We start from the raw sequence: 19,216 nt of genomic DNA, 5'->3' as shown, positions 1-19,216 counted from the left end.
CGGCTCCTTCGTCTGAGATCTAAACCGACCTCATTCTGGCACACTGATGCCGTCGGGGGCCGTCCACCCCAACAGCAAGCCGCACGGCGCGCTGGTGCATGGGCCCCGGCTCTGCAGCGCACCGCTGCGCGCTGCACTGCGTCCGGGGCACGAGACCTGTGTTCAACTATAGAGACACACCTTCGCAGCCTCGCGGCATCTTTCGCCCGAGCTTTGCCCATTAGCTCACCCTCGATTGAAAGAGGGCGCAGGGAAGACCGGGTGCCGGCTGGCACCCGCGGTCCACTGTGCGGAGCAACAGTCAGAAGATTTGCACAGCGGCATACAAGTGTAGCCAGGACATCCCGGCCTTCCCTGCGCAGTGGTTTGACGGCTTATGTCGTGCTCTCCCCGGGGAGCGCTGCACTATTGCCCCCGTCGCCTTGCAGATGACTGGTGCGCGCACCCGGTCGGGCGACACGCACCACCACAAGACTTGGCGCACAGACCCCGGGCGCCAGGACCACACGATTTTGCCGTACGCCGATCACACCGGTCGTGTGCGCGACGGCCTTGCTCACAGTTGCCTGCCCTGCAAAACCCTTCGCGCCGATGCAATCGGCGTCCACCGCCGTCCGGCCCGCGTTCGTGACGATCGCGATACGCCCCTCTTCCTTGGGCCGGGTTGCCGCAACACATACGCCGTTTCCGAACTTCGGTAAAGTAGAATATTTTCGATTGCGCGGATTGCCCTAGCCCTGGGGTGTTTTGCCCGTCGGGCAACGCAACGGTTTGCAGCTGGGCCCCACCGGGTTGGTCTCGATCAGCAGCCCCTGTGTCAAATTTCCGGAATTGAAATCCAAGCTGACGTCCGCGAACCGCAGCGCATGATCAGCTATGGGCCACAATCGGACATCACTCTTGACGGCGAGTTCCGGCAACGGTGCTTCGAGCCAAGCCCCGCAGATATTCAAGCTTCGCCCGCAGATCTAGAAGCTCATTATCTAATTCAAGCCTCCGTCCACCCGCAGGGCAGTTCGCGATCAAGCTGGCAGTCTGAAGGAGGGAAACATCGAGAAGGAGTATGGCGCGCCGAACATCTCCTTCCAAGTCCGACCCAGGGCGGGTCTTTGGAAACTGTACTACGTTGTGCATTGCGAATCTCCCTGCGATCAGGTCACTAAGTATTTCGCCGTCCTGATCAACTCGACCCGTTGTTCAGGTTCGGGAAGCTTGGCTAGCTCAGCTGCAAGAAGGTCGATTATCTTGCTGCGCCTTTCCGGATGCATTTCCCTGCCCAGGAGTTCTCTGAAATGGCGGACATTTTGAGAGATCAAGAAAGTATCGTCCGCCGCATAACCCACGTCATTTCTCCCGTTCGGATGATCTCCACGACGGTAGCAAGTTCGCACCACAAGCAAACAGCCATCCAAGATCAAATCTTGCAAAGCGTGCTCAAGCTTAGCGGCGTCAAGCACCGGCTGAATTGAAAAAGAAATGACCGCCGGCAGTTCGACGGTCAGTGCTCGTTCGGTGCGGTTCGGGAAGCCTCGGGCGGCGGCCACAACCGGCGGCCAACGAACGAAATGAAAATAGTATAGTTAGGTCATTGAAAGCTGTTCGACTTAGCATCTTACATCGCAGAGACGGCGGTCTGTCGAAAACGCAGACGCGCTCGCCACCCCCTCGGATGCCGTTTGAGCATCCTTTCGATTGTGTAAGCGTCTCTCATCTGATGCGTCTGCACAACGACTTCTCATTGCCGGATTCTGCAAAGATTGCTCAATCTCGGCATCGAAACCCTCCTTGATTCAGATCAGTGCTAAACGCGCTTCCGCATCGAAAACTGCCAATTGATCCGGCTTCGTGAATTGTCAAATGGATGAGATCGACTACCCGCTCAGCCGCTCTCCGGTCGTCTGTACACGTGACCCGGAGGAGATGAGGGATGCGCTGCGTACGGTCTATGGCGCAACTGGATTTTCCGTCGAGAATTCAACCGAATTTCAGGGGGTGGCGAATTACCTGATTTTGCCCAGCATCGGGCTTGGCTTCTGTGGATATGCTGCCCAAACGGCCGTCGAGTTTCCCGAGGGCGATTTTGCAAGACTACAAGTCGGCCTCAAGGGGAAAGCCGGCGTCGTTTTGGGCGATACGACGACGGTACCCGTAGACGAGCAGCACCTCGGCATTACCCCGCCAGGGCAGCCTAGTACCATCATATTCGAAGCCGGGTTCGAGCAGTTGGTCCTCCGTATAAAGACGAGTGCGTTGGAGAAAGCGTTAGCCGCATTTCTCGGTGCAGCACCTCGGGGGGCGATCGTGTTTGACCCCGCCGCGCCGCCGAAGCAGCCTGCGGCCCAGCTGTTACGTCAACTGACCATGTTCTTGGCCGAACAGCTAAATTCGACGGCATCGCAGCTACCTAGGCCGACGCTGATCGAGCTCGAGCAGGCGCTAATCATGACGTTCCTCTCGGCTCAGAAACATAACTACATCGAATTATTGGAGAGATCCCCAACGGAGGCAGCGCCTCCCGTAGTACGCTTTGCCGAAGAATTCATTGAAGCAAATTGGTCGCGCGCTGTGCTCGTCGAGGAATTGGCAGCACAAACGAACACCAGCATTCGCAGCCTTTATGCAGCTTTCAAGAGGTATCGGGGATATTCGCCCATGCAGTTTGCGAAGTCCGTACGGCTCCGACGCGCCAAGCAAATGCTCTTGGAAGGAAATCCGAGAACTTCTGTGTCTCAGATCGCCTTCAAATGTGGCTTCGCCAATCTAGGCCATTTCGCTAACGATTTCCGGAAAATGTTCGGGGAGCTTCCATCAGAGGTTTTCGCGCGAGGACGGCGTTTGAGATAGAGCGGTTTGTCTGCTCTGGGTCTGGGCTGTGTGAAAACACCAAGACGCTTCAGACGAATTTATTCGTCCGAAACCCATCCTAGGCTCAATCGCGCAAGCGCCTTCATCTTAGACGACGAGCTGAAGAATGTAATTCTAGTCAAGTTTAGATCCCTCGCGTTTTTACACAGCCAAGGTCAAACTGCGACTTCAAACCTGCTGCAGGGACTGGTCCGGTCTACGCCGGATAGCCGACGCTGCGGTGGTTCGCGTGAAGGTCAGCAGCGGGCCACCCGCAGACATTGTTGCCCGCTTCGCGGCGATGCCAAGCGCTCCCCCGAAATCGCAGGGCTCGCACAGAAAAGGCTGCCATGCCACACCGCGATACAGCCTGATTCGATCGCGATTAAGAACGGGCGAAAGAAGGCGAAGCAGACCTTGACCTGGATCAAAAATTCTCTCCGCTTTGAGGCTTTATCATCTATCAAACAAGAGAGGGGACTACGGGAGGGGAGATGTCAGGCGCAGAAGATGCTCTCATAAGAGCGCACTACAATAATATCCGTCGCTACCATAGGCTGCTTCAGACCAGTCTAACGGACCTGGAACGTGCGTACATTCGAACTCGACTCTCGGAGGAGACGTTCGCTCTGCAATCCGTGTCGAAGGCACAAAATTTGGCGAATTCCGCTGCGATCTTGGAACTAAACCCGATTGACGACCAACAGGAGCGATGTGGTGACTACCGCTAAGCAACTGCGCAACTATGCCACCGAACTTCGAGACACCTGTGAAATGATGTTGGAGATCGCGGAACTGATGGACGCCATTCAGGACGCCCGGCAAACAAGAAGGCCGAGGCGATCAGCCTCCAATAGGCGTGGCGATCCTCGCCGTTTGAACGACATGCAGCCCTGGTCCAACGATTGATATTCGTGTCTTGGAGTACGTTGAGCAGACCCCCCCAACCCCCAAGCTCAATGTAAGCCGCAGCCCGCTCAGTCCCCCCAGCCTGGGCGGGCTCTTTTTTGTAGCGACTATCGGGCCTTTTCAAAGTGGGGCATGCGTGTGCTTGGTATCATCCTCCACTGATGCCATGTCGGCCAGGTTGTTGAATGCCTCTTTGTTGAGGATCTTCACGTGTCGACGGTTTCGAGCGGCGATGACTTTTTTGGAGGTCAACGTTCGAAACGCGCGGCCGAGGGCCGCGAGCGTGATACCGAGATAAGCGGCAATGCTCGAACGATCCATCGGAAGATGAATTTCTGAGGTCGGCTCGCCTCGGCTGAGCTGCAGATTCTGCTGAAGGTCCAAGAACATCACAAGTCGCGTGGCGGCCCTCTTCCGGGTCAAAAGTAGCGCGTGCCGCTGCGATTCCCGGAGGTTCTCACACAACTTGACAATCACGCCGACGTCCAACTCGGGATCGGTCGCGAGAATGCGCCGCACGGCCGATACCGGCATCTTGTAAGCAACGACTGCCGTAGCAGCCTTCGTGCCGTTGGTATAACGGCCTTCCTCAGACAAACCAAAGAGGTCGCCAGGATGGAGAAAAGACGTGACGTGCTCGCCGTCTGCAAGCGCGCGGTAAGCCGTTACAACACCACTTACGACGTTGAACACTGCTTCAGCAGGCTCACCCTCCCGATAAATATGATCACCCTTTCCGAAGCGCACGACCGCGGCGATCTTCGCAAGTCGAGCCCGCTCATGGTCGCTGAGCAACTGATGACGCTCACCTTGCCTTGGATTGCCGGGCCTCCAAGGGTCGACGGCGCGGATCGCAGGCCCGCCTGCGCGGCTAGTCTCAATTGGCATAAGACCTCCTTCGCTAGACTAGATAGTCCTCTGGATCAGGAGCTATTTGATCGCGATCAAATCTCGCTGCGCCTATCATAGTGACAGCGCTCAAAAATCTCGTTCTAATTTGATCCGGTTTCGAGGGGGAGGAAGCGTCGTGGAGAGCTACATCACTCACGCAAATATCGACCATTATCTCAGCCTCCTGACCAACCAGGAGTTCAGTGATCACATTCGGACCACCATCCAGAAGCTCATGATCGCCGACCAGGACAGGATGGGCCGAAATCTGGAGCACCTACAGTTTGCCGAGATCAGGACCGCAAGGCCCGAGACCGAATGAATTATCTCAGCAGGCTGCGAGACTCCTTTGCTGATGGCTCAGCGGAACGCGCACAAGCAGAAAATGTGCTTCGCAACTTCGAAGGCATCTATCAGTCGATGGAGCAGTTCTGTCACCTCATGCGCAAGAAGCTGAACTCAAGTCCGATCTGAGCCGCCCGTGAGAGCAGAAGCCCACGGGTGTTTTTAGTTTGGTCGCAAGCGTAGTCCTAGACTGAAGGCAGATTTTTGGCCTTTGTCCACGAGTTGGGCCATATTAAAGCTCAATGCAATCTATCGATCAGACCCAGCGCGAACGCGCGGCATGGGACTGGGCGCGGCAACACGCACTAATTTGGACGCCACGTATGGAAGGTTATGCGGCTGCGTCCTTGGGTTGGTACGAAGCTCAGCGTCGTCGCTCGAAATGATGCTGCCGTTAGGCGGTCTAACGGACCTTTGCACGCAGGCGATGACAAAAGTCTTCGAGCACCGTTTGTAAATTTTCGCATGCTACGAGCAGTCGTTCCGCTTCTTCGCGCTCGGCTGTGCCAAAGCGATGTCCATTACACATACATCTGATACCGTTCACCTTCTCTCGGCCCTCTGCAACCTTCTTTTCGGCAAACTCGAGATGCTCTAGGTCATGCGCGAGTTTATCCAGCTCGGCGATCAACAGTTTGGTGATGTCCGCCCTCTTGTCAGGCGTCAGATCACTGCCGTTCAAAAGGCCAATGAAGTGATCGACGTTGGCTTTGGCAACAAATCGGTGCAATTGGATCCCCTTGGTGGAAGCTCCAACCTCCGGCCCATTTTGCAAGGGGACCGGGCGGCTAGAAATATATTTCCCGAAGAGATCCTCACGTCCGCGTGAACGAAAAGGCAGCCGTGGGATTGGCAGCCCTTGTTCGGAACAGGACACCGCTCTCAGGCAATCTGGAACGAGCAAGAGAGTTGTCTTCGCCTTCTAATGTCGGCTCGGGGTCAATTGCCGACCTCTCGGCAGCAAGCGGCAAAGTCGGCTAAGAGGCCGCGGAGCGGACGAAGGCTGGCAGCCGCTCCGCTGGAACTGTTCGCCCCAAGCTCACTCTCAGGCCGCCGGCTACAAGCTCCACAGGTCTGACGATGCTCTGGTTCTGAACTCTTACGCTCATCTGCGCGAGGCTGTTGCAGCGGGTTTTCTTCCATGGCCGTAGCCATTTCGACCGCGCGAGCTCGTCGCCTAGGTTTCATCGTTAGATTGGCTGATGGACGCACGAGCCAGCTCAACGGCGCGGCGCCCCATAGGTCGGCGGCGGTGGCTGCACCGTTGGCGCGGCCGCCGCGAACAGTTCGTCCTTGCGCCCCGAGAGCGGCGGATAGATGCGCTTGCGGTTGATGGTCTCTTTGGTCTCCTTCGCCGCCGCGCCCGTGCTGCGCACCTCTCGATCCCACCCCTCCGTATAGAGCGCGCCCCAACCGCCGAGATCGAGCACGGTCACGTACCAGTCGATCCGCAGCGGCAGCATCGGCATCCCTGCGAGATCGGCCACCACGTTGTGGCCGGCGAAGCGGCCCATGGGGCGCGCGAACTGGCAGGACATCACGGTTGGATGCAGCCCATCGACCACGCTGGAGGCGATATCGCCGGCCGCGAACACGCCCGGCACATCCGCAAGGCGCATGAAGGGATCGACCAGCAGCCGCCCCAGCCGATCGCGCGCGCTTGCAAAGCTCCCGGCCAGTTGGCTCGCACGCATCCCGGCGCACCAGATCACCGTTTGCGCCGGAATGAACTCACCCGAGCCCAGGTGCATGCCGGCAGCTTCCACGGAGGCAACACGCACGCCGAGACGCGTCTCGACATCGAGCGAGGCCAGCGCCGTCTCGATGACGGGACGCGCATGCGCGCCGATGGTCGCGCCGACCGCCGGATTGGGATCGACCAGGATGACGCGTCGGCTGCCGGTGATGCCGGCGCGCGTCAGCCTGTCCGGCATTTCGGCTGCGACCTCGATGCCGGTGAAGCCGGCGCCGACCACCACGACGGTCGAACGCCCCGGCGACGGCGCGCTGCGGCCGAGCGAGACGAGGTGGTCCTCGAGGTGAAGCGCCGCAGTGTAGCTGTCGACGTCGAACGCGTGCTCCGCAAGTCCGGGAATGTCGGGACGCATCACCTCGCTGCCGAGCGCCAGCACCAACCGGTCATAAGCCAGCGTTTCCTCACCGCCACTGGTAACCAGCGAGATCTCGCGCCTTGCCGGATCGATCGTCTCGACCTCGCCGATCCCGTGGCTCACGCCGATGGGGTCGAGCAGTTGCGGCAGCGGCAGCGCGACCTCGCTGAGATCGGCCTCGTAGTTGCGCACGCGGATGTTGTGATAGGGATTGCGGTCGATGAGGCGGATCTCGATGTCGCTGTCCGCACCGATCTCGTCACGCTTGCGCGCGGCACCGATGGCCGCCCACAGGCCCGCAAATCCGGCGCCGAGCACGACGATACGCGCCATGTCCGTGGACTGCATCTCCCTAGAAAGCGACAGGCGATCGAGCAGCCTGCCCGCATGCGACATATAGCCTATCCGGGCGGCCGGACCAACCGCGACGGCAACGATGGCCGGCGGATTCGCAAGTGCCGCTTACGCCTCGCGCAGGTCCGACGGCGTCGCGCCGAAGCGCTTGCGAAAGGCGCGATTGAAATAGGACAGATCGGAGAAGCCGGACGAATGCGCGATGTCGCTGATCTTGCGCGCCCTGGCGCGGGGATCGCCGAGCAGCTTGCGCGCATGGAGCAGACGCTGCTCCAGAACGAAGTCGGTGAAGGTGGTGCCGGCCTGCTCGAACAGGCGCTGTGCCTGGCGCGGGCTCAAGCCCGAGCGCGTCGCAACGTCCGACAGGCAGAGATCGTTGCGGCCGAGCGCGGCCATCACGTCGGCGCGCATGAGATCGAGGCGGGCGGCCGCCTGCCCGCGGCCGCGCGCGAGGCTTGCATGCTCCGCGCCGGTGCCGAGCAGGAGACCGACGAGATCGACCATGTGCTGTGCGGTCAGGCGCTGGCCGACGGCGTCGAGATGCGGCGCGTGATTGGCGGCGAGCGCATGATAGCGGAAGATGGTCTCGGCGACCGCGCCGTCCGAGAGCACCTGCGAGAGCTTCTCCTCGGCACGCGGACTGATGTCGAGCAGCGCGCGGCGCGGCATGCGAATGGTGGTGAAGCGGTCCTCGTCGGTGTGGCCGACCGTCCCGGTCACGCTCATGTCGACCAGCACCATCTGTGCGGGCGCGAGCTCGACGGTGTGGCCGTTCTGCCCGACGCGGACGAGCCCCGCATGTGCCGCGATCAGGACGAGGTCATCGCTGCCGTCGGCAAGGTGACTCTGCGTGCGGGAATATTGCGCGGAGGCGCCCTCGGGAATGGCGAGCGCGATATTGTCGACCACGCTGATCTGGAGGCGGCAATCGATGCTGTCGCCGCGGCTCGGCCCGATATCGAGGCCGCAGGGACCGAAGGCCCGTTCGCGCCAATCCTCGAACGCCGGGCCGTGCGGCAGCCCGGCATATTGGTGGAGGAAGATGCCCGGCGTTCTCGCTGCATCCATCTGATTTCTAGCCCCTCTCCGGCACCATGATCGGCGGCGCCGACTGCAAATTCCGGGGATTTGACGCCGCCAATCGCGGGGAGGTTCAAATCGGGGGCGAATTCGGGAGAACTTGTCGGGATACGACGATGGGGATGGACCCTGGCGACAATTTCGTGGCCCGCATGAGCGGAGCGACATGCGGGAACATCGTCCCGGATATCGCTTACGCCCATTCGGGCCGCGGGACCTACTGGTTCGCGGGCGCCTGCGGCTGAGACGGCGGCACGGTCTCGATCAGCTTGCCGGAAAACACCGGGGCGGAGGTCGGCTGGCCATCGGGCGAGCCGCCGGCCTGCTCGACGGTGACGGCGTAGGTCGCGCCGCTCACGATGTCCGCATCGTAGCCGGCGAGCAGCGGGCGCGCGGTGAAGTCACTGCTGCCGATCACACCGAGCGAGCGCGGGCGCGGCAGCTTGTCCGAGATCAGCCAGAGCTCGAAACTCTTGCCGGGCTCCGGCGTCGCGTCGACCTTCCGCACCGTGAAATTCCGCGTCGCGCCGTCGATGGTGAGGATGAAGGCGGGGCCGCCGCCCTGGCCCTGCAGCAGCGCGACATATTGCGCGGAGGCGGCGAGCGGCGCGGCCGGTGTCTTCACCTCGACCGTCTGGATGCGCGGCGCGGGACGCAGGCTGCCCGGCAGCGCGTCGGGCAGGAATATCTGGAGCGACAGCGTCGCGAGCAGCGCGGCCGCGAGCGCGGCGGCGGCGGATGCGATGGAGCGCCAGCGCTTCACCCGGCCCTCGAGACGAATCACATTGCTGTCGTCGACGACCGGCGCCTGCGGTGCGCGGACGACGTTGAGATCCGGAGCGTGGACCTGCGGGATGAATTGCGGCGCAATATCGGGTATGGCGTCCGGCTCGGGACGCGACGTCTCCGGTGGCCCGGCGTCGGGATGCTGCACCTCCGCCGGGGGCGAGTTTTCGGCCGAGGGCTCCGCAGTCTCCGGCGAGGATACAGGCGGCGGCGAAGCCTCGGCAAGCGCAGGCGGCTCCTGCGCAAGGGCCGCGCGCGCGATCTCGGACCTGATGTTCTCCCACACGATCGGACGCGGCTCGATCGAGCCGACCATCTGGTTGAGGGCGCCGAGCCGGAAGGACCAGGCCTGCACGATTCCGGCGAACGCCTCGTCCACCGCCATCATGGCCTCGACCTGCGCGCGCTCATCGGCGTCGAGCGTACCGAGCGCGTATTCCGCGGCGAGCGCGATATGGTCCTCAGTGTAGGCCATCACATTCCTTCAACCTCTCCCCTGCGGGGAGAGGTCGACCGTCGTTGCCGCGCTGGTTCGTGCCACTCTCATCATCCTCTAAAGCCCGAGGCACTCCCGGATATCCAACATGCTGCGCCGGAGCCACGTCTTCACAGTGTTGACCGGCGCTGCGAATTTCTCCGCCAATTGCTCGCGGCTCCAGCCGTTGTAGTAGGCGAGAAGCACGAGCCTCTGGCGGTCCGGTTCGAGCCGGCCGATGCATTCCAGGAGCCGCTTCAGCTCCTCGGTCATCTCGCGGCGCGCCAGCGGATCGGGACTCTCGGCCGCAACCTCCATCGCCTGAGGCTCTTCCTCGATGGAGACTTCCGACTTCTTGCGCACGATGTCGATCGCACGGTTGCGCGCGATCGAGGCCATCCACGTGATCGGCGACGACAGGGCCGGGTTGAACTGGGCGGCGCCGTTCCAGATCCTGACGTAGGTCTCCTGAATGACCTCCTCTGCGAGATCCTGTCGTCGCAAGATACGGAGCACGACGCCATAGAGTTTCGCGCGCGTGGCGGCGTAGAGGCGCTCGAACGCGGCCTGATCGCCCTTCGCCACCGCCTCAATCAACCCGACCAGCTCTGCCGGCGTCAGCATTCAGCCCCCCGCGCGCGGTTCGCCGCTCTTTACCTCTCCCCGAGGGGGAGAGGTTGACACCTCCGCCGCTGGCACCGCATTCATGGCCGCCACCATAGCGCGCGGCAAAGCCGACCACCAAGGGGCGCGGCGCCACGCTGTGGACAGCACATACGAAGACCCGGACCTTGCGGGTCCGGGTCTGGCAAATTCCAAGGTGGTCTGGCTGCTGGCGGCTCAGGCGACCGCGCCGATGCGGGCGCGCATCAGGCCGATGCTGTCGAGGTCGGCCTGCTCGCGGGCGTTTTCCTCGGCGCGTTCGCGGGCCTGATCGCGCTCGTCGAGCAGCTCGACCTTCTTCAGTTCCTCGAAGGCCTCGGCCAGCGCGGCCTTGGCTTCGTCGAGCTGGCCCTTGAGCTCGTCGGCCGAACGGGTCAGGTTTTCGCGGCGCTGGATCGCGGCCTTGGCGTAGGTCGGATAGGCGAAGTGCGAGGGATCGTTGATCCCGGCACGCTCCTGCTCGGTCTGGATCTCGCGTTCGAGATCGACCGACATCCGCTGGAAATCGGCGATCATGGTCTCGATCTGGGTGACCCGGCGGCGCTTCTCGTCGACCTGAAACTTCTTCAGGCGAATGAGGGTATCTCGTGACTTCATCGACTCGTACTCCCCAGAAGTCCCCCCGCTGCACGTGGGACGATACCGGTCACCCCACGGGCCCGATAAAGGCCCAGACCGGCTCTGCTACTCTGTGGGGACGGATGATGACCTGACAAAGTTAGCGTTCCGTTTCCAAACTGCCCAGGATTTGCGCCAACTGGCGGTAGCCGTCCGCGAGGGATGCATTTTCGTCCTTGCGCTGGCGCAGGAAGGCCTCCAGCGGCTCGTGCAGGCGGATCGCCTCGTCGACCTCGGGGCTGGAGCCGGCCCGGTAGGCGCCGAGCCGGATCAACTCCTCCATGTCGGCATAGGTCGCCATCACCGCCCGCGCCCGCTGGATCACGGGCCAGAATTCCGGATCGGCCGATTTCGGCATGGTCCGAGACACGGATTTGAGGATGTTGATCGCGGGATAGCGGCCGCGCTCGGCGATCGAGCGCTGCATCACGATATGGCCGTCCAGAATGCCGCGGACGGCATCCGCAATCGGCTCGTTGTGATCGTCGCCGTCGACCAGCACCGTGAAGATGGCGGTGATGGCGCCCTCGCCCAGCCCCGGGCCGGCGCGCTCCAAGAGCTTCGGCAACTCGGTGAAGACGGTCGGCGTGTAACCCTTGGCGGTCGGCGGCTCGCCGGCGGACAGGCCGATCTCGCGCTGGGCCATGGCGAAGCGCGTCACCGAGTCCATCAGGCACAGCACGTCCTTGTCCTCGTCGCGAAAATATTCGGCGACCGCCAGCGTCAGATACGCGGCCTGGCGGCGCATCAGCGCGGGCTCGTCGGAGGTCGCGACCACCACGACCGAACGCGCGAGGCCCTCCTCGCCGAGATCGTCCTGCAGGAATTCCTGCACCTCGCGGCCGCGTTCGCCGATCAGCCCGATGACGCTGACCGCGGCATCGACGTTGCGCGCCAGCATCGACAGCAGCACCGACTTGCCGACGCCGGAGCCCGCGAAGATACCCATGCGCTGGCCGCGGCAGCAGGTCAGAAAGGTGTTCATCGCCCGCACGCCGAGATCGAGCGGCGCGCCGACGCGCTTGCGCGAATGCGCCGGCGGCGGCGTGTTGCGAAACGGCATCGGCGAGGACCCCTGCGGCAGCGGCCCCTTGCCGTCGATCGGCTCGCCCAGCGCGTTGACGACGCGGCCGAGCCAGGCTGCGGACGGCCGCACCTGATTGGCGGCATTGGCAATGACCGCCTTGCAGCCGCGGCGCACGCCGTCGAGGCCGGCGAACGGCATTACGACAGCATTGTTGCCGGAGAAGCCGATCACCTCGCAGGGGATGGAACGGTTGGCGCCGGTCTCGATCACGAGCCGCGCGCCGACCGACATGGCGTGAATGGGACCGGCCACCTCGACCATCAGGCCGCGCACGCCGACCACGCGGCCATAGATATTGACGCCGTCGATGTCGCCGATCTGTTCGGCAAGAGCCTTCATCAGGAGCGCGCCTTCATGTGAGGGCCTTCATGAGCCGGTCACCTTCGATCCCCGGGACTTCACGGTGAAAGCCTTAAGTTTCGCCATATTTCTGAACGGCGCTTAACTTCGTGTTTACCCGCATCATTAATCATTGCGTCACTGTCTTTGTGACTGAGCGTGACTTCCCTTCAGAAGAAGGCTGAGTCACGGGAGTCGGTTAGGCCCGTCTCTTAAAGTGGAGCTTGAACGGAACCGGGTGACGAAAGCTGCTTCGCGCGCAAGACCTTAGGGCGATTCGACAAAAATTGCACCGGGAGGACTTGCGTTCCAGAATCAGAGTTTGTTAACCATCTGTCGTCAGGATCCGAATCAGTTGTTCAAAGGCGTTTTGTTGAGTGCCGCGAATGCGGCCGACCTGACGCCCAGGAGCGGCGACTATGGGGAACTGGCATGCGCGTTTTGCTGATTGAAGATGACAGCGCCGTCGCGCAGTCGATCGAGCTGATGCTGAAGTCGGAGAGCTTCAACGTCTACACGACCGATTTGGGGGAAGAAGGCGTCGATCTCGGTAAACTATACGATTACGACATTATTCTCCTCGACCTCAACCTGCCCGACATGTCCGGCTACGACGTGCTCAAGCAGCTCCGGGTCTCCAAGATCAAGACACCGATTCTGATCCTCTCCGGCCTCGCCGGCATCGAGGACAAGGTCAAGGGTCTCGGCGTCGGCGCCGACGACTACATGACCAAGCCCTTCCACAAGGACGAGCTGGTGGCCCGCATCCACGCGATCGTGCGCCGCTCCAAGGGCCACGCCCAGTCGGTCATCCAGACCGGCGACCTCGTCGTCAATCTCGACACCAAGACGGTGGAAGTCGGCGGCCAGCGCGTGCATCTGACCGGCAAGGAATATCAGATGCTGGAGCTGCTCTCGCTCCGCAAGGGCACGACCCTCACCAAGGAAATGTTCCTCAACCACCTCTATGGCGGCATGGACGAGCCGGAGCTGAAGATCATCGACGTCTTCATCTGTAAGCTCCGCAAGAAGCTGGCCAACGCCTCCGAGGGGCGCAACTTCATCGAGACCGTGTGGGGCCGCGGCTACGTGCTGCGCGAGCCGCACGAGGCCGACGAGCGCATCCCCGCCTGATCCCTGGGTTACGTCGCGAGCCCGACAGGGCTCGTTCCTCCCAGCCTGGACCCCGCCGCAAATGGCGGGGTTTTGTTTTTGGGGAAGGCCTCTCCCGCCTGCGGAAGCGATTGCACCGGCCGTGCCGATACGGCTTCACCCCCCAACATTTGAACCGCGACCCTCGTCCCGCCGACGAATGGTCGCTGCACGATGGGGGAACGATGATCCTGCAATCACTCGCCGGCCTGCCCGCCTTCCTGGTCTATTTCTGCACCGGTCTGATCGCGATCGTGGCCTATCTGTTCGTCTACACCCGCATCACGGCGCATAACGAATTCCAGCTCATCCGCGACAACGAGCCGGCCGCGGCGATCGCGCTCGGGCTCAGCCTGCTCGGCTTCGTCGCGCCGCTGGTCAGCGCGATCGCGCATTCGGCCAATGTGCTGGACTGCCTGATCTGGTCGACGATCGCACTGGTCGTACAGGTCATCGTGTTCTACCTGGTCAGGGTGCCGGTCCCGAACCTGTCGGCGCGAATCGATTCCGGCGAGCTTGCACCCGCGATCTGGCTCGGCCTGTCCTCGTTCGCTGCCGGGCTGCTCAACGCCGCCAGCATGATCTACTGACATGGCCGACAAGCCCTCCAGGAAGGAGTTCGGCAAGCGCCGGCCAGTGGCCGAGCCGCCGTCTCCGCGGCCGCCGGTGAAGCGCTCCGGCCATGTCGCGCTGCTGGTGATGGGCACGCTCGCTGTCGGCACCACCGCCTACACGCTGATGCCGCGGCAGAATTGCGAGCCGCCTCCTCCTGGAACGGAAGCCGCGGCGCAGGCGAGCACGGCATGCAGCAGCAGAAGCGGTTCCTCGAGCGGCGGCAGCAGCTCGCGCTGGTCGTCGCGATCGAGCTTCTTCAGCGGCGATTCCTCCAGCCATTCGTCGTCGTCTGACTCGGGCTCCCATGGCGTGAGCCGCGGCGGCTTCGGCTCGTTCGGCCACGGCTTCTCGGGCGGCGGCTGATCCATGCAGCGCATCACCTGTCTGGAGCGCGACGACTGGCGGGAGACCGCAGCGCAATGCGGCTTTTGCTTCCACACCATCGGCGGCGAACGCTACTGGGACGAGCGCGCCTATTACGGCTTCACGCTCGACGAGATCGAGCGCGGCATCGAGATGCCGACCGGCGAGATCGAGGCGATGTGCCTGGAGCTTGCCGGCCGGGTCATCGGCGACGAGCGCCACTTGCGGCGCTTGCAGATTCCCGAAACGTTCTGGAGCCTGATCGCCGAGAGCTGGGAGCGCGACGACCGCAGCCTCTATGGCCGGCTCGATCTGAAGTTCGACGGCAGGTCGCCGGCAAAGCTGCTCGAATACAACGCGGATACGCCGACCTCGATCTTTGAGGCCGCGGCGTTTCAATGGAGCTGGCTCGAACAGGCCATCGAGCGGCGCATCATCCCTGCTCGCGCCGATCAGTTCAACTCCATCCACGAAAAGCTGGTCGCGGCGTGGAAGGACGTTGCGGCCAGCCGTCATGTTCATCTCGCCGGCACCACCGGCAATGAGGAAGACGCCGGCACGCTGGCCTATCTCGAAGACACCGCACGCCAGGCTGGGCTGTCGACCACGCTGCTCGACATCGAGGCGATCGGCTGGCGCGACCAGGCCGGCGGCTTCGTCGATCTCGACGACCGCGACATCGCGCTCGCCTTCAAGCTCTACCCGTGGGAATGGATGTTCCACGACGCATTCGGCGCAAAGCTGAAGGACGCGCCGACGCGCTGGATCGAGCCGCCGTGGAAGGCGGTGCTCTCCAACAAGGGCATCCTGCCGCTGCTATGGGAGATGTCTCCGAACCATCCCAATCTGCTGCCCGCCTTCTTCGAGGACGATCCGCGCGCCGCCGAGCTCGGCACGTCCTATGTCCGCAAGCCGCTGCTGTCGCGCGAAGGCGCCAATGTCACGATCGTATCGGGTGGTATGCCGCTCGACGCGCAGGAGGGCCCCTACGGCGCCGAAGGTTTCGTGCGGCAGGCGCTGTCACCACTTCCGAACTTCTCGGGCTTCTATCCGGTCGTGGGAAGCTGGCTGGTGAATCACGAGCCGTGCGGCCTCTCGATCCGCGAGGACGAGAGCCCGATCACCGGCAACCACTCGCGCTTCCTGCCGCACGCGATCTTGTAAGATGCGCTCGCGAGTCCGTCGGTGAGGGCACGCGAGCGCGAAGGTTCTCATGTCCGATCAGGGTGTCTTGACGATGAATCGTCCATCGTACAGGAAGGCGCCCTTGAACCCACTTTTCACACTTTCGAAGCCGCCAGTGCCCGTCGCGTTTGCATACGTTCCGGTGCCCGACAGGATCGTATATTCGCCCTTTGCCTTGCCGTCCTTGACCGCACCGGTGTAGCGCGCGGTGATCGAGGAGCCATCATCGAAGGTGTAGGTGCTGTAGCCGAATATGGGCCCCGAGCCCTTGAGCAAATCACTTGAGTTGACGAAATCCTTCACGGCAATGCGGCCATCCTTGAAAAGGGCGACGCCAAACATCTTGCCGGACATGACCGTCTGACCTTCGACATTCGCAACCTCGGTGACCTTAACGTCTACCGGCTTGGTGACGAGCTTGAATTCGAGCACTTGCTCGCCGGCGCGAGCCGTCGCCGGCAACGAGAGCGCAACCAACAAGAAGTACGAGGCACAAGACATTCGCATGGTATGTCCTCCTCAAATTCGTTCATGATGGAATGGAATCCCGCCCCGGTTCGGCGGGATCGTCGATACCATAGCACAACCTTCAGCTGTTGATCAGGGCCACGGGCACGCTGCATCGCGGCCCAAGCACGATTGTGCGGTAGCGGAGTAATTCCCAGCGTTCAAATGCTCGTGCAGCGTCGCGCACAATGACGGGAAACATCTCGTCGGATGTCGCCGATCGCTCGCAGCGGCGGCGCTCTCTCAGATTGCCCGCCGTTCGACCCTTACCTTGCCGCGGCAACCTTCAGCGGCTGCGGCATCAATCCGCCCATCGGGCGGCCGGAGCGAGCGGGATTGAGCTGATAGAGACCACGGCGCTCGGTGATGGGGCGGAATACATCGGTGATGCCGACGACCGATTCGGCGGCACCCAGCAACAGCGTGCCCTCCGCCTCCATCGCCTTCGCCATCCGCTCGAAGATCACCGCCTTGGTGTCCTGATCGAAATAGATCAGCACGTTGCGGCAGAAGATGACGTCGAACGTGCCGAGATGGGAGAAGTCCTGCAACAGATTGAGCTGGCGGAACTGCACTATGGCGCGAATGTCGGCATTGAGCTGCCAGAGCTCGCCGACCTGCGAGAAGTACTTCATCAGGTGCTGGATCGGCAGGCCGCGCTGCACCTCGAACTGGCTGTAGATGCCGGCCTTCGACTTTTCCAGCACCTCCTGCGACAGGTCGGTGGCGACGATCTCGATGCGCCAGCCGGCCAGCGCCGCCCCCATCTCCTTCACGCACATCGCGATCGAATAGGGCTCCTGCCCCGTCGAGGACGCCGCCGACCAGATGCGAAGCGACTTGCGCGCCGCGCGTGCCCGGATCAAGCCCGGCAGGATGGTGTCGCGCAGATGATCGAACGGGATCTTGTCGCGGTAGAAGAAGGTCTCGTTGGTGGTCATTGCCTCGACCACGTCCGTCGCGAGCCGGCCGTCGCCGTTCCTGATCTTCAGCACGAGATCGGGGATGCCTGGAAGGCTTGCCTTGCGCGCGAGCGGCAGCAGCCGGCTCTCGACCAGATATTGCTTGTCGGCGGAGAGATCGAGGCCGGAGCGCTCTTTCAGGAACTTGCGCAGATAGTCGTAGTCAACAGGCGTCACGAGCGGTCTCCCGCGAACAGGCGATTGACCTTGGCGCCGATCTGGTTGAGCGGCAGGATCGCGGCGCAGATGCCGGCATTGGCCGCCGCCCCCGGCATGCCCCAGACCACGCTGGAGGCTTCGTCCTGCGCGATGACGCTGCCGCCGGCAGCAACGATGTCCTTGCCGCCGCGCATGCCGTCCGAGCCCATGCCCGTCAGGATCACGGAGAGGATGGCGCCATGCCAGACGTCGATGGCCGAGGTGAAGAGCGGATCGACCGCGGGCTTGCAGAAATTGACGGCCGGCCCGTCATCGAGCGCGATCGCGACGTCCGCGCCGCTGCGCACGACGCGCATATGCTTGCCGCCGGGCGCGAGATAGATCCGGCCCGGCTTCACCGGCTCGCCGTCGACCGCCTCGCGCGCCGGCCGGCGGCTCGAACGCGCCAGATGCTCGGCAAGGATGGTGGTGAAGGTCGGCGGCATGTGCTGGGTGATCAGCACCGGGAAGCGGTCGATGACCGGGCCGAGCTCGGTGACGAGCGACATCAGCGCCTGAGGGCCGCCGGTCGAGGAGCCGATCAGCAGCACCTTCGGTGCCTGGGTCGAGAACGGCCGCGTCGACGGCGATCCCGGCGACGGGGCATGCATGGCCGGAGCGGGCGCAGGCGCGGCAGGCCGCGCGACGGGACCGCGCGCGGCCGGAGCCGGGCTCGCGGGCGCCAGCGGCGGGCTCAGAACCGCGGACTTGCGACGCAGCCGCGCGCCGAGATGGCGGATCTTCTGGATCAGGTCGTGATGAAAAATGTCCGCGGCCGACGCCTCGCGCGTCGATTCCGGCTTGGGAATGTAATCGGCCGCGCCGAGCGACAGCGCCTTGAAGCTGATCTCCGCGTTGCGGCGGGTCAGCGTCGAAGCCATGATGATGACGAGATCGCGCTTCTTCGCCAGCAGCTGCGGCAGCGCCGAAAGGCCGTCGAGCTCGGGCATTTCGATGTCGAGGACGGCGACGTCAGGGTTGATGCGCCCGAGCTGGTTGACCGCCTCGAGCCCGGTGCGCAGCGAGGCTGCGACCTCCATGTCGTGCTCGGCGCCGATCCAGCGCGAGATCAGACCGCGGATGACGACGGAGTCGTCGACGATCATCACCCGCAGCGGCCCCGCTTCGCGCGACGGCGTCGTGGTCGAATTCCCTGCGAACGCAACACTCATTACTCACCAACTCAGACTGAAACGGTACAGTTGAAAACAGATGCCGAAGGATCGTTCAGCCTCCGGGCGATCGCTCAGATAAGGCCGACTTCCTGGAATTTCGCGGTCACGATGTCCTTGTCGAAGGGCTTCATGATGTACTCGTTGGCACCGGCATGCAGCGCGCGCGCAATATGCGCAACATCGTTTTCGGTGGTGCAGAACACCACCTTGGGCTGGTCGCCGCCGGGCATGCGCCTGAGATGGCCGAGGAACTCGTAGCCGTCCATGACGGGCATGTTCCAGTCGAGCAGCACCGCATCGGGCAGGCCGCGCTTGCAGGCTTCCAGCGCCTTCTCACCGTCCTCGGCTTCGAGGATCTGGAAGTCGAGACCTTCCAGGATCCGGCGCGCAACCTTGCGGATGACGCTGGAATCGTCGACGACGAGACAAGTGCGCATGTGAACCTCTGCTTCCTCCCCTTTGCGGGGGCACTTCCAATTGCTGGTACGTCGGCGACAATGCGCTGTATCAGGCCGCCATCATCTCGGGCGCGAGCTCGAGGACGCGATCGACGTCGA

The 19,216-nt window shown here is 62.7% G+C and carries 20 protein-coding genes; 7 read left to right on the top strand and 13 right to left on the bottom strand.

The annotated features are described in order from the left end of the window. Positions 1 to 1,151: 1,151 nt before the first annotated feature. On the bottom strand, positions 1,152 to 1,544 hold the full coding sequence (locus IC50_RS14285; RefSeq protein WP_035705365.1) for a hypothetical protein: 393 nt from the start codon (positions 1,542 to 1,544) through the stop codon (positions 1,152 to 1,154). A gap of 313 nt (positions 1,545 to 1,857) precedes the next feature. On the opposite strand from IC50_RS14285, the gene IC50_RS14280 reads away from it, so the two are divergent. After that, a complete protein-coding gene (locus IC50_RS14280) occupies positions 1,858 to 2,844 on the top strand; it encodes an AraC family transcriptional regulator (protein WP_035705363.1) in 987 nt (328 codons plus the stop codon). Between the two features lie 1,029 nt (positions 2,845 to 3,873). Here the strand turns inward: IC50_RS14280 and IC50_RS14275 are convergent. Next, positions 3,874 to 4,641, bottom strand: coding sequence for a Crp/Fnr family transcriptional regulator (locus tag IC50_RS14275; protein ID WP_081492437.1), 768 nt, complete (start codon positions 4,639 to 4,641; stop codon positions 3,874 to 3,876). A gap of 139 nt (positions 4,642 to 4,780) precedes the next feature. Here IC50_RS14275 and IC50_RS38430 point away from each other — a divergent pair, with 139 nt between their 5' ends. After that, positions 4,781 to 4,966: a hypothetical protein gene (locus IC50_RS38430; RefSeq protein WP_050990994.1), complete on the top strand. Its 186-nt coding sequence runs from the start codon at positions 4,781 to 4,783 to the stop codon at positions 4,964 to 4,966. Further along, a complete protein-coding gene (locus tag IC50_RS41290; protein WP_157460971.1) occupies positions 4,963 to 5,118 on the top strand; it encodes a hypothetical protein in 156 nt (51 codons plus the stop codon). The genes IC50_RS38430 and IC50_RS41290 overlap by 4 nt, the downstream gene beginning before the upstream one ends. Before the next feature lie 274 nt (positions 5,119 to 5,392). Here the strand turns inward: IC50_RS41290 and IC50_RS14265 are convergent, their stop codons facing one another. The 7 genes from IC50_RS14265 to fliI form a co-directional block, all read right to left on the bottom strand. Then, a complete protein-coding gene (locus IC50_RS14265) occupies positions 5,393 to 5,719 on the bottom strand; it encodes a hypothetical protein (RefSeq protein WP_035705394.1) in 327 nt (108 codons plus the stop codon). A 490-nt stretch (positions 5,720 to 6,209) separates the two neighbouring features. Beyond that, positions 6,210 to 7,433, bottom strand: coding sequence for an NAD(P)/FAD-dependent oxidoreductase (locus tag IC50_RS14260; protein WP_035705391.1), 1,224 nt, complete (start codon positions 7,431 to 7,433; stop codon positions 6,210 to 6,212). Positions 7,434 to 7,562: 129 nt separating this feature from the next. Then, positions 7,563 to 8,522, bottom strand: a complete 960-nt coding sequence (locus tag IC50_RS14255) for a helix-turn-helix transcriptional regulator (protein WP_035705359.1) — start codon at positions 8,520 to 8,522, stop codon at positions 7,563 to 7,565. A 229-nt stretch (positions 8,523 to 8,751) separates the two neighbouring features. Next, complete coding sequence (locus IC50_RS14245) at positions 8,752 to 9,795, bottom strand: anti-sigma factor (RefSeq protein WP_035705355.1); 1,044 nt, start codon at positions 9,793 to 9,795, stop codon at positions 8,752 to 8,754. A 78-nt stretch (positions 9,796 to 9,873) separates the two neighbouring features. After that, positions 9,874 to 10,419, bottom strand: a complete 546-nt coding sequence (locus IC50_RS14240; protein WP_035705354.1) for a sigma-70 family RNA polymerase sigma factor — start codon at positions 10,417 to 10,419, stop codon at positions 9,874 to 9,876. 216 nt (positions 10,420 to 10,635) lie between these two features. Beyond that, the gene (gene fliJ / locus IC50_RS14235) at positions 10,636 to 11,055 is read right to left on the bottom strand and encodes a flagellar export protein FliJ (RefSeq protein WP_011084990.1); all 420 of its coding nucleotides are present in this window, start codon (positions 11,053 to 11,055) and stop codon (positions 10,636 to 10,638) included. Positions 11,056 to 11,176: 121 nt separating this feature from the next. After that, positions 11,177 to 12,502, bottom strand: a complete 1,326-nt coding sequence (fliI, locus tag IC50_RS14230) for a flagellar protein export ATPase FliI (RefSeq protein ID WP_035705352.1) — start codon at positions 12,500 to 12,502, stop codon at positions 11,177 to 11,179. Between the two features lie 432 nt (positions 12,503 to 12,934). Here fliI and ctrA point away from each other — a divergent pair, with 432 nt between their 5' ends. The 4 genes from ctrA to IC50_RS14210 all read left to right on the top strand — a co-directional run bounded on the left by ctrA (position 12,935) and on the right by IC50_RS14210 (position 15,796). Then, positions 12,935 to 13,636: a response regulator transcription factor CtrA gene (ctrA, locus tag IC50_RS14225; RefSeq protein WP_016848562.1), complete on the top strand. Its 702-nt coding sequence runs from the start codon at positions 12,935 to 12,937 to the stop codon at positions 13,634 to 13,636. A 203-nt stretch (positions 13,637 to 13,839) separates the two neighbouring features. Next, entirely contained in the window at positions 13,840 to 14,244 is a 405-nt protein-coding gene (locus IC50_RS14220; protein ID WP_035705350.1) for a DUF350 domain-containing protein, read from the top strand. 1 nt (position 14,245) lies between these two features. Then, a complete protein-coding gene (locus IC50_RS39105) occupies positions 14,246 to 14,632 on the top strand; it encodes a hypothetical protein (protein WP_081492436.1) in 387 nt (128 codons plus the stop codon). 3 nt (positions 14,633 to 14,635) lie between these two features. After that, on the top strand, positions 14,636 to 15,796 hold the full coding sequence (locus IC50_RS14210) for a glutathionylspermidine synthase family protein (protein WP_035705346.1): 1,161 nt from the start codon (positions 14,636 to 14,638) through the stop codon (positions 15,794 to 15,796). A 57-nt stretch (positions 15,797 to 15,853) separates the two neighbouring features. Here the strand turns inward: IC50_RS14210 and IC50_RS14205 are convergent, their stop codons facing one another. The 4 genes from IC50_RS14205 to IC50_RS14190 form a co-directional block, all read right to left on the bottom strand. Next, on the bottom strand, positions 15,854 to 16,294 hold the full coding sequence (locus IC50_RS14205; RefSeq protein WP_244429581.1) for a hypothetical protein: 441 nt from the start codon (positions 16,292 to 16,294) through the stop codon (positions 15,854 to 15,856). Between the two features lie 296 nt (positions 16,295 to 16,590). After that, the gene (locus IC50_RS14200) at positions 16,591 to 17,463 is read right to left on the bottom strand and encodes a CheR family methyltransferase (RefSeq protein WP_035705343.1); all 873 of its coding nucleotides are present in this window, start codon (positions 17,461 to 17,463) and stop codon (positions 16,591 to 16,593) included. Then, on the bottom strand, positions 17,460 to 18,656 hold the full coding sequence (locus IC50_RS14195) for a protein-glutamate methylesterase/protein-glutamine glutaminase (protein ID WP_035705341.1): 1,197 nt from the start codon (positions 18,654 to 18,656) through the stop codon (positions 17,460 to 17,462). Before IC50_RS14195 ends, IC50_RS14200 begins: the two co-directional genes overlap by 4 nt. Positions 18,657 to 18,730: 74 nt before the next feature. After that, positions 18,731 to 19,096 (bottom strand): response regulator, encoded by a 366-nt coding sequence (locus IC50_RS14190; RefSeq protein ID WP_007600538.1) that lies wholly within the window; start codon positions 19,094 to 19,096, stop codon positions 18,731 to 18,733. Between the last annotated feature and the right edge of the window lie 120 nt (positions 19,097 to 19,216).

Source organism: Bradyrhizobium genomosp. I (2014) (genome assembly GCF_000261685.1).
Classification (GTDB): Bacteria; Pseudomonadota; Alphaproteobacteria; order Rhizobiales; family Xanthobacteraceae; genus Bradyrhizobium.
This window is presented reverse-complemented; position numbering and strand designations above follow the sequence as displayed.